Here is a 9,964-nt window from a genome sequence, read left to right as displayed (position 1 = left end):
GTTCGCTGGAAGAGAGTGTATTGCAATTATTAAACGATAAAGAAGGATATGTCAGAGAAGATTCTTCTTTCTTTAAAGTATTTTTTACAATAAAAAAATTACCTTATTTATCAGTAGTTGATGAAAAAGGAGTCTTTCTTGGAATTTTAACGCATAAAAAAGTTTTCGAGTTATTAGAAGATGCTTGGGGTGTTCATTCTAGTAAATATTCTGTCATGATTGGGACGCAAGATTATAATGGGGCAATTCAAAAATTATCGACAGTATTAAAAAAATTTACAGGTATCCAAAGTTTAATGACTTTTGATAATGATGCCTTATTAGTTCGTAGAATTATGTTTACATTAGGAGAAGAGTTTAACGACGGTGAATTAGAGACGTTATTGAAAGATTTAGAAGATCACGGATTTAGAGTTGTGTATGTGGAAGAGATGAAGAATCCACGTGAAGTTGAAACGATAGAGTAACATGCAAAAGCCATCTAATTATGTTGGATGGCTTTTGTTATGTTATGTGCATAAAATTATTTGAAAATAATGATAGGGTAAAAATTGAGATTGTAACAATATTTGTGTAAAAGAATAAAAAATGTAGATAATTTTGATTTTCAAAAAAATCAATTTGAAAATATGTTTTTATTTTTCAACTAAATATGTTACTATATGTGTGATAAAAACAAAGAGGTCTGACAACTAAACTCCACGCAATACCACTCTAATGAGTTAAATATTCAAAAAAATCAAAAATCAATAATTAGAGTAAGAATAAGGGGAATGGAGAAATTATGGAGAAAGACACTGCTTTGTAAGGGGCATATTTTATCATCTTGAGCAGAGAGGAGGATGCATAGCATATTGTGAAAATAGAGAAAAACAATGAAAAAGTGCTATGCAAATGAAAAGTATGAAGGGACGTTTAAGGCCAGGTGATACGGTAGCAATTGGTTTAATGTTATTTGCACTATTTTTAGGAGCAGGAAATTTAATTTTCCCACCAGTTTTAGGGCAACAAGCTGGAGAGAATGTTTGGGTTGCTACTATTGGATTCCTTGTAACGGGAGTCGGATTACCCCTATTAGCTGTAACAGCTGTCGCGTTTGTAGAGGGGGACTTGAAAGCGCTATCTTCTAGAGTTCACCCTATATTTGCGTTTATTTTCCCATTGATTAGTTATTTAGCGATTGGACCATTTTTCGCGATTCCGCGTACGGGAGCCGTTTCATTTGAAATGGGTATGAAGCCATTTCTATCAGAGGCATTGGTTTCAGAGTGGTACATGCTATTTCTTTTCACTATAATTTTCTTCGGAATAACGTGGTATTTATCATTAAATCCATCTAAATTAGTGGATTGGTTCGGGAAATTTCTTACACCATTATTAGTATTGATTGTGGCTGTAATTGTCGGAAAGGCAATTATTGATCCGATTGGAGAACCAGCTGCGCCGCTAGCGGCATACAAAGAAAATGCCTTCTTTGGTGGATTTATTCAAGGATATTTAACGATGGATGCAATTAGTGCGCTTGTATTTGGAATTGTCGTTGTACAAGTTATCCGATCTAAAGGGATAAAAGAGAGTAGTCAAGTTGCAAAAATAACAGTAGTATCAGGTATTATTGCTGTACTTGGTTTAACGTTAATCTATTTATCACTTGCTTATCTTGGTTCAACAAGTACATCACTTGGTGTATCAGAGAATGGTGGACTTATTTTAACGAATGTTGTAAATGAGTTATATGGAACAAGTGGTAAAATTTTATTAGGGCTCGTTATTATCCTTGCTTGTTTAACAACTTCTGTTGGATTAACATCAGCTTGTGCTGGCTTCTTTACAAACTTATTCCCTAAACTTTCGCATAAAGTGATTGTAACAATGGTATGTGTGTTTAGCTTAATTGTATCTAACCTAGGTTTAACACAATTAATCGCAGTTACTTTACCAGTGTTAATGATTATTTATCCAGTTGCAATCGTATTAATCGTACTTTCTTACTTCCATAAATGGATTGGGAAGCGCAATACCATTTATATTGGAGCTATTTTAGGCGCATTGTTAATTAGTTTCTTTAACGGTTTAGAAAGTGCGAAGATTAAAATTGACGCGATTTCTAACGTGCTACAAATGTTACCATTATATAATGAAGGAATAGGATGGTTAATCCCATCATGTATTGGCGGGATAATTGGTTTCTTCTTCTATAAATCAAATGAATCAAGTGAACTACAAAAGAAAGGTGCTTAGGCGCCTTTCTTTTTTTAAAGGGGATATTAGTATTTTGTCTAAGTAATAAATGGGAGGAGTGATATAATGGCTAATTTTGAAGATTTTTTAACTTTGGATGTAAGAATTGGAACTGTAACACATGCAGAGGAATTTAAAGAAGCGAGAGTTCCAGCGATTAAACTAGAAATTGATTTTGGAGAGCTTGGAATTAAACAGTCAAGTGCTCAAATTACGAAGAGATATACCCCAGAAGATTTAATTGGTCAGCAAATCGTTGCTGTTGTAAATTTTCCGCCAAAACGTGTAGCTGGATTTAAATCAGAAGTGCTTATTTTAGGGGGAGTACCTGAAGATGGTGATGTCGTATTACTGCAGCCGAATATGGAATTACCAAATGGAACGAAAATTAGCTAGTGTAAAGGCGGGGGAACATGGATATTGGACGAGAATATTTACAATGTGCCATTTCGAATTTTAAAGCAACAAAAAAGCAAGGAGAGAGAGTCCTTTCGCAATTATCATATGAACAGATTGAATGGTTTTCTCATGAAACAACTAATAGTATAGCTATCATAATTAAGCATCTGCACGGTAATATGCGTTCTAGGTGGACGGATTTTTTAACATCTGATGGTGAAAAAACAGATCGTAACCGAGATGCTGAATTTGAAGGCGGCTATCATTCAAAGGAAGAGGTTCTTGAAGCATGGAATGAAGGATGGGAATATGTTTTTAGTACGATGAATGTGCTAACGCCGGAACATTTATTACAGACGGTATATATTCGCGGTGAAGCACATACTGTTATGCAATCAATTGAAAGACAAATTTCTCATTATGCTTTGCATATTGGACAAATGATTTACATCGGTAAAATGCTAAAAGACAATGAGTGGGAATGTTTAAGTATACCTAGAGGACAATCTATACGCTATGTAGAGAAAAAACGCTCAACATAATAATAAGAAAAAAGCCGATATAAGATTGGAAATAAGAAAATGAGCCAAATAATAGATGGTTCTGCCATCATAAGAATACTGCCAAAAATAAGTCCATATATAATAAGAAAGAAATTAAAAAGTGTATTTACAGGGATAAATTTTGAGATGAACACTTGTTTCCTTTTAAAACAATCATTGTGAAATATATAAAAGCGGAAGTACCGTGTGGCAGTAATAAGATCTTTCTTTCGCGCAATTCTTTTTTTGCATATATGACAGATGAAAGGTGGTTGCATTTCATTACGCTCCATTTTTAATATTTGTAATCATGTAAGACAAAAGTAAGTATAAAGTGTATATCCCTATATATCCTCCTGATATAAGAAAAAATGGATTTAGTAAAATTCCATGAATGCTTGTCATGAAAACTAAATCTTGTATTAAAACATCATATATATGAATAGAAATAATTGTGCCGAGTACATAAAGTGCTAAGTACGCTGAAATATGGAATGCAACACGGATTGTAGGATGCTTAGCAAGCCAATAAAAAATAAATGATAGTACAATGGGCAATGTTCCTATTAGTAGCTTCAATTCATTTCACCTCATTAACAATATAGCCGGAATTTAGACGGTCTATTCTCTAGAGCTTGTACATAACTTGAAATAGAGAGGGTGATAGTATGAATCGAGGCTTTTTTTATGTAAAATTTACAAGTGTACGTAAGTTAATTTTATTTATTATTGCTACAGTACTAGCGACTTTTTTTCTTATTAGTATGATGGTAACTTCTATGAAAGAGACAAAGTCAACGTATTTATATAATTGGTTAAATGAGTTATCGATGAATGGTTACATGTACGTTCTTGGGAAAGAGAATCATTATTTTACACAGGAATATCGAAATTTAAACCAAGATTTTTCAATTTCTTCGTTTCTCTTTTCTATGGCTACAAATATTCGTTTTAACGATGTACGGAGTTTTGTCGGCAAAGAGCTACCTGGTTTTGGTAAGTATGATACAGAAATTGTTATTGCGGGTGAAGGGACAAATTATTCTAACTTACCGATAGAATCGAGCGTGCCACTTGAAGAAGTAGTAAAAGAACGGACTGGAGAAGGTGGACAGGCTCCAAAACCGGATACGAACAAAGAGAAAAAGCAACCGGCTCAAACGACAGGGAAAAGACAAGTTGCATTTATTTATCATTCGCATAGCTGGGAATCTTATTTGCCGTTACTGAATTTAACAAACGATCCAAACCCGAATAAAGCGACAAGTTCCGTCACGAATATTTCATTAGTAGGTGACCGATTTCGTGAACAATTAGCAAGTGAAGGGATCGGGGCTACTAACGACAAGACTGATGTCGGTCAAAAGTTGATTAGTAAAGGGTTAAATAGTAATAGTTCTTACAAAATGTCACGGGAAATTGTACAAGAAGCAATGACTGGCAATAAAGAACTACAATACTTCTTTGACTTACATCGTGATAGTGCTCGAAAAAATGTTACGACAAAAGCAATTGGAGATAAATCATATGCGAAGCTTGCTTTCGTCATAGGAAAAGGCAATAAAAATTATGAGAAAAACTTACAATTAGCAACGGCTTTACATGAGACGATTAGTAAGAAGTATCCAGGAGTGAGTAGAGGTGTCATTCAAAAAGGGTTTCAAACAGGAAATGGTGTCTACAATCAAGACTTATCAGGGCAAGCGATATTAATTGAAGTTGGTGGTGTAGATAATACAGAGGAAGAACTAAACCGATCGATTGATGCCCTTGCTAAAGCGTTTGGTGAATATTTCTGGCAGGCGGAAAAAGTGAATGGATGAAGTGAAACATAAATGAATGGGAGAGTTTGAAAAAACGTGAGTGTAATGCTTGCGTTTTTTTTGTCATGATGAGACGTCACAGAATAGACATATTTTTTGTTGCTATAGTAATATCGAAATTTGTCAAATTATACTGGGAGATTTACAAAGGGATTTTCGGGAAAGTAGAGAAAATCTTTTTACAAGGAAAACTTTTTATTAAGAAACTGGGTAGGGTGATTGAAGTGATTAGGGAGATCAAAATAGAAGATGCAGCATCATTTTTGCAATTAAGTAAGCAATTAGATGAAGAAACGAAATTTATGTTATATGAACCAGGAGAAAGAAAATTCACAGCCGAGCAACAGGAACAAATGATTCATCGATTTATAGAAAATGAGTATGCAACAATATTGGTAGCAGTTGAAGAAGAGAGAATAGTAGGATTTATTTTAGTTAATGGAAATCATATTCAAAGAAAGAGACATGTAGCAGGTATTGTAATTGGTATTTTGCAAGAGTTTAGCGGGCGAGGTATTGGGACGAGATTGTTTAAAGAAGCTGAGAAGTGGGCAAGATTACATGATGTATGGCGTTTAGAATTAACGGTAATGGCCCACAATACAAGAGCTCAGGCACTATATACAAAAGCTGGATTTGAGAAAGAAGGTGTCAAAAGAGCTGCTCTTATTATCGATGGAGAGAACATCGATGAGTATGAAATGGCCAAATTATTAAAATAAGAGGTCGTTATATGAAAAAAAGATGGACACTACTTGGTATCGTAGCGATGATACTCATTGTTGGAGTAGCAGGAATCAATTATAAAATGTATAAGGATAAGCAGGCGCGCGAGGTAAATGTAAATAACATATTTCCGAAAGCGAAAGAAACGATTGCGAATATGGATGGAGATATTGCGGTAATTAGTAATCCAAATTCGATGCTTGTGCTTGTGAATAAAAGTAGGCGTTTACCAGATGGGTATAGACCGCGAGATTTAGTTATTCCGAAAGTACGTTACTCAAGTGAAGGTGATCAAGAAAAGAAAAAAATGAGGAAAGAGGCAGCAGGGGCGCTGGAGGAAATGTTTCAGCAAGCTGATAAGGAGCGTGTTTTTCTTTTTGCAGTCTCTGGATTTAGATCTTTTGATCGACAAAAAGCGTTAAATACGATGTATAAAAAACAAGATGGAGAAGCAAAAACAGCGATGTCTAGCGCAGTTCCTGGAACGAGCGAACATCAAACTGGACTAGCTATGGATATTACATCTCAATCTGCTAAGTTTCAGTTAGAGACAATTTTTGGTGAAACAAAAGAAGGGCAGTGGCTTTCTGAAAATGCCCATAAATTTGGTTTTGTCATTCGATATACGAAAGAGAAGGAGTCGCTTACTGGTTATCGATATGAACCATGGCATGTGAGGTATGTGGGGAATCCACAAGCTACATATTTATATGAAAATCAACTGACGCTTGAAGAAGTAACAGAGTGAACAATTGAGGGGAGAGAAGGGTTATGACGGTGTTATATAATAAAAAAGTACACGCATATGTGACAAGAGAAAAAGAGGGAGTTATACAACTGCTTGTTTTTAAACATCGTGATATACCTGAAGCTGGTATACAAATACCAGGAGGAACAGTGGAAGAAGCGGAATCATTAGAGGCAGCGATTTTACGTGAAGTACAAGAAGAGACTGGATTACGTCATTTATGCATCGAACGATTCCTAGCTGATTACATCATACATGTGAAAGAAAAAAAGGAATATCAAAAATGCCATTTCTTCCACGTAACATTACTAACAGATGTAAAAGATAGTTGGGAACATATTGTAAGTGCTGGTAAGGAAGATGAAGGGTTGGTATTTTGCTATGACTGGGTTGATATTGCAAAATGCCCTGAATTAGCCGGGAAACAAGGTGAGTTTTTACATTTATTAGATGAAGTATGTGTGAAGTAAGAAAAGAGTCTGAAGCGGACGTTTATCCGTTTCAGACTCTTTTTATTTTTCAGGAAATAAAAGGTTTTTACATTGGTAAGTTGAATTTTTTTAAAGGGATTGTAGTTGTATATGCGAGGAGCGGAGAAAATGAAAAAGTAATAGAGACATGCTATTAATAAAGGTTTATAGAAGGAGAATGACGATGGAGATTCAGTTCAATGCACATTTACAAAAAGAATTAACAATACATGACATACAAGCAACGATGGAAGCTGGGCAATTAACTTCAAAAGAATTAGTTATGTATTACCTACATAGAATCGCAAAATATGATCAGGATGGACCAAAAATTAATTCTATTTTAGAAATCAATCCAGATGCTGTCTTTATTGCAGAAGCGTTAGATAATGAAAGAAGGACAAAAGGTATAAGAGGTCCATTACATGGTATACCGGTTTTACTTAAGGATAATATTGAAACGAATGACTCTATGCATACAAGTGCAGGTACGATTGCACTAGAACAAAATATAAGTAGTGAAGATGCATTTCTCGTTACGAAACTTCGAGAAGCAGGAGCAGTGATAATAGGGAAAACAAATATGACAGAATTAGCAAATGCGATGTCATTTGAAATGTGGGCTGGATATAGTGCAAGAGGTGGACAAACAATAAACCCTTACGGTACAGGTGAGGATGATATGTTTGTTGGTGGCTCAAGTACAGGATCTGCGATAGCAGTTGCCGCTAACTTTACAGTAGTATCTGTTGGAACGGAAACGGATGCTTCTATTTTAAGTCCGGCTGTTCAAAACTCTGTAGTGGGTATTAAACCGACTGTTGGTCTAATTAGTCGTAGAGGCATTATTCCGTTCACGTATTCGCAAGATACAGCTGGTCCATTTGCTAGAACGGTTACAGACGCTGCTATTTTGCTAGAGAGTTTAACTGGGGTAGACGAGAAGGATGTAGCTACTCATAAAAGTGAAGGTATAGCAGAACATGATTATACAAAATATCTTGATGACAATGGCTTACATGGAGCGCAGATTGGTGTATTTAGCAATGCACCAAAAGATTATTATGAAACTGATGAGTATGATGAAACGCTGTTCAAGGAGACGATTGAAGTATTACGTAGTAAGGGAGCAACGGTAATAGAAAATATTGATATTCCATCTTTTCATAGAGAATGGAGCTGGGGAGTTCCGCTTTATGAACTAAAGCATAGTTTAGATAACTATCTTTCTAAATTACCTTCTAATATGCCAGTGCATTCTATTTCAGAATTAATGGAGTTTAATGAAGTTATAGCAGAAAGAGCTCTGAAATACGGACAAACTAAGTTAGAAAGAAGGAAAGATTTTCCTAATACGTTAAGAAATCCAGAATATTTAAATGCCAGATTAGAAGATATATATTTTTCTCAAGAGCAAGGCATCGATTTTGCATTGGAAAAATATGACCTTGATGCGATACTGTTTCCTTCTTATATAGGATCTACAATATGTGCGAAAGCAGGTTATCCGTCTATAGCAATACCTGCGGGATATATGGAAAGCGGGAGGCCATTTGGAATTACTCTTGCAAGCACTGCTTTTTCTGAGGGGACTTTGATTAAACTAGCATACGCTTTTGAACAAGTGACAAAGCATCGGAAAATCCCTAACTTATCATGAATAAAATAAATAGGACAGGAATCCCTGTCCTATTTATTTTGTTAATTAGAGTGAAATATTTTTCTGCTCTGTCTTATCATATTTTAATAAGTTAAAGGATAAACAAGCAGAGCATAATATAAGGATTGAAGCGAGAATATAAATCGTACGAACACCGAACAAATCGGTAATAATTCCAACGCTAAGCATAGAAAGACCAGAAGCTGTCGAGATGAGAGCGCCATGAGCTGTATACATTTTTGATAGTAAAGAAGGAGCGACGCTGGATTGTAAAACCGTCGTTTGAGAAATATCTCTAATTTGATAACATGGCCCCATTAGAGCACATAGAAAAAGCGCAATAAACCCGCTACTTGTCATACCATATAAAAATGTAAGAATACTAAACATAAGAGATCCTATCGCCATAGAGCGTATTAAATTATTTTGAATATATGTACTCATTTTCCACGCTAATAGACCACCAATTAACGTGCCAACGTAATAACTTGTATTAATATATCCCCACCATTCTTCTCCCTTATGAAGGACAGTCGTTACATAAGCCATCGTAATAGCGCCGATCCATATCGTCCCTGCGAAAGTTTCAATTAAGTCCATACATGTAACAGTACGGAGCGAAGGATTCTGAAATAAGAGTTTCCAACCTTCCAATAAAGCAGCACCTTTTGAAGAAGAGGGCTCTATTACTCGTTCAGTATGTATGGAACGTAATGAAAAGTGTAGTGCAACACATCCAAAAATCATCAAAATGTTATTCATCATGAGTGTAGAAGTAGCACCGGTAAGAAGAACAATAATACTTGTAAATGAATAAGCAGCGGCTTGCGCAATTTGTGTGGAAAAGGAAAAAATACTATTTACTTTTACTAATTTTTCTTTTCGTGTAAGGCGAGGCAGGATACCGTATAATATTGGCGCGCTCCACCCACTACATAAAGAAATGAAAAAAATGAAAATGAATAGTGCTACAATGTTTGTGGAAAGGACCGGGAATAATATCATTAATAAAAATAATAGAGCAGTTTTTGTCCATTGTAGTGTAAAAAGTAATGAATAAGATGAAAAACGATTCATGATAAGTGGGGCAGATGTATTTGCTATGAGAATAGTTATGACTTGGAGCAATGGAAACAGAGCAGTTAATGTAGCTGATTTAGTTGTAATATACATATGAGTTGTAATAATCATTATGTATACGATGTCAGCGAGAGTAATGCATATTTTGGATCCTAAATAATAAGTCAATGAACGTTTTTGCAATAAGCACACAACCTTTCTGGGAAAATATGAAAGTAGTTATAATAATTATAATTAAAAAATAAAATTTTGAAAGAATTAAATTTTTTGTCACT

Annotated in this window: 12 protein-coding genes; 9 read left to right on the top strand and 3 right to left on the bottom strand. The window is 35.0% G+C overall.

Annotation, left to right across the window (positions count from 1 at the left end; genetic code table 11):
- The 4 genes from KI369_RS00850 to KI369_RS00835 form a co-directional block, all read left to right on the top strand.
- The coding region (locus KI369_RS00850; protein ID WP_212954775.1) for a CBS domain-containing protein at window positions 1-467 on the top strand (467 nt) is incomplete at its 5' end.
- 436 nt (window positions 468-903) lie between these two features.
- On the top strand, window positions 904-2,241 hold the full coding sequence (brnQ4, locus tag KI369_RS00845) for a branched-chain amino acid transport system II carrier protein BrnQ4 (protein ID WP_438800491.1): 1,338 nt from the start codon (window positions 904-906) through the stop codon (window positions 2,239-2,241).
- 66 nt (window positions 2,242-2,307) lie between these two features.
- Window positions 2,308-2,637: a chaperone CsaA gene (gene csaA / locus KI369_RS00840; RefSeq protein WP_212954773.1), complete on the top strand. Its 330-nt coding sequence runs from the start codon at window positions 2,308-2,310 to the stop codon at window positions 2,635-2,637.
- Window positions 2,638-2,654: 17 nt separating this feature from the next.
- Window positions 2,655-3,182 (top strand): DUF1572 domain-containing protein, encoded by a 528-nt coding sequence (locus KI369_RS00835; RefSeq protein ID WP_212954772.1) that lies wholly within the window; start codon window positions 2,655-2,657, stop codon window positions 3,180-3,182.
- On the opposite strand, the gene KI369_RS00830 is transcribed toward KI369_RS00835, so the two are convergent.
- Together KI369_RS00830 and KI369_RS00825 are read right to left on the bottom strand one after the other, a co-directional pair.
- Window positions 3,155-3,460: a permease gene (locus tag KI369_RS00830; RefSeq protein ID WP_212954771.1), complete on the bottom strand. Its 306-nt coding sequence runs from the start codon at window positions 3,458-3,460 to the stop codon at window positions 3,155-3,157. The genes KI369_RS00835 and KI369_RS00830 overlap by 28 nt on opposite strands.
- A gap of 4 nt (window positions 3,461-3,464) precedes the next feature.
- Complete coding sequence (locus KI369_RS00825) at window positions 3,465-3,761, bottom strand: hypothetical protein (protein WP_212954770.1); 297 nt, start codon at window positions 3,759-3,761, stop codon at window positions 3,465-3,467.
- A gap of 89 nt (window positions 3,762-3,850) precedes the next feature.
- Here KI369_RS00825 and spoIIP point away from each other — a divergent pair, with 89 nt between their 5' ends.
- The 5 genes from spoIIP to KI369_RS00800 all read left to right on the top strand — a co-directional run bounded on the left by spoIIP (window position 3,851) and on the right by KI369_RS00800 (window position 8,609).
- Window positions 3,851-5,005 carry a stage II sporulation protein P gene (spoIIP, locus tag KI369_RS00820; protein WP_212954769.1) on the top strand — a complete coding sequence of 385 codons (1,155 nt, stop codon included), beginning with the start codon at window positions 3,851-3,853 and terminating at the stop codon, window positions 5,003-5,005.
- Window positions 5,006-5,229: 224 nt separating this feature from the next.
- Entirely contained in the window at window positions 5,230-5,727 is a 498-nt protein-coding gene (locus tag KI369_RS00815; RefSeq protein ID WP_212954768.1) for a GNAT family N-acetyltransferase, read from the top strand.
- Between the two features lie 11 nt (window positions 5,728-5,738).
- The gene (locus tag KI369_RS00810) at window positions 5,739-6,479 is read left to right on the top strand and encodes a M15 family metallopeptidase (RefSeq protein WP_212954767.1); all 741 of its coding nucleotides are present in this window, start codon (window positions 5,739-5,741) and stop codon (window positions 6,477-6,479) included.
- A 23-nt stretch (window positions 6,480-6,502) separates the two neighbouring features.
- Window positions 6,503-6,949, top strand: coding sequence for an NUDIX hydrolase (locus KI369_RS00805; protein WP_212954766.1), 447 nt, complete (start codon window positions 6,503-6,505; stop codon window positions 6,947-6,949).
- Window positions 6,950-7,133: 184 nt separating this feature from the next.
- Entirely contained in the window at window positions 7,134-8,609 is a 1,476-nt protein-coding gene (locus KI369_RS00800; RefSeq protein WP_212954765.1) for an amidase family protein, read from the top strand.
- 45 nt (window positions 8,610-8,654) lie between these two features.
- Here the strand turns inward: KI369_RS00800 and KI369_RS00795 are convergent, their stop codons facing one another.
- A complete protein-coding gene (locus tag KI369_RS00795; protein WP_212954764.1) occupies window positions 8,655-9,872 on the bottom strand; it encodes an MFS transporter in 1,218 nt (405 codons plus the stop codon).
- Between the last annotated feature and the right edge of the window lie 92 nt (window positions 9,873-9,964).

It is taken from the genome of Bacillus sanguinis (genome assembly GCF_018332475.1).
In the GTDB taxonomy this organism is placed as follows: domain Bacteria; phylum Bacillota; class Bacilli; order Bacillales; family Bacillaceae_G; genus Bacillus_A; species Bacillus_A sanguinis.
This window is presented reverse-complemented; position numbering and strand designations above follow the sequence as displayed.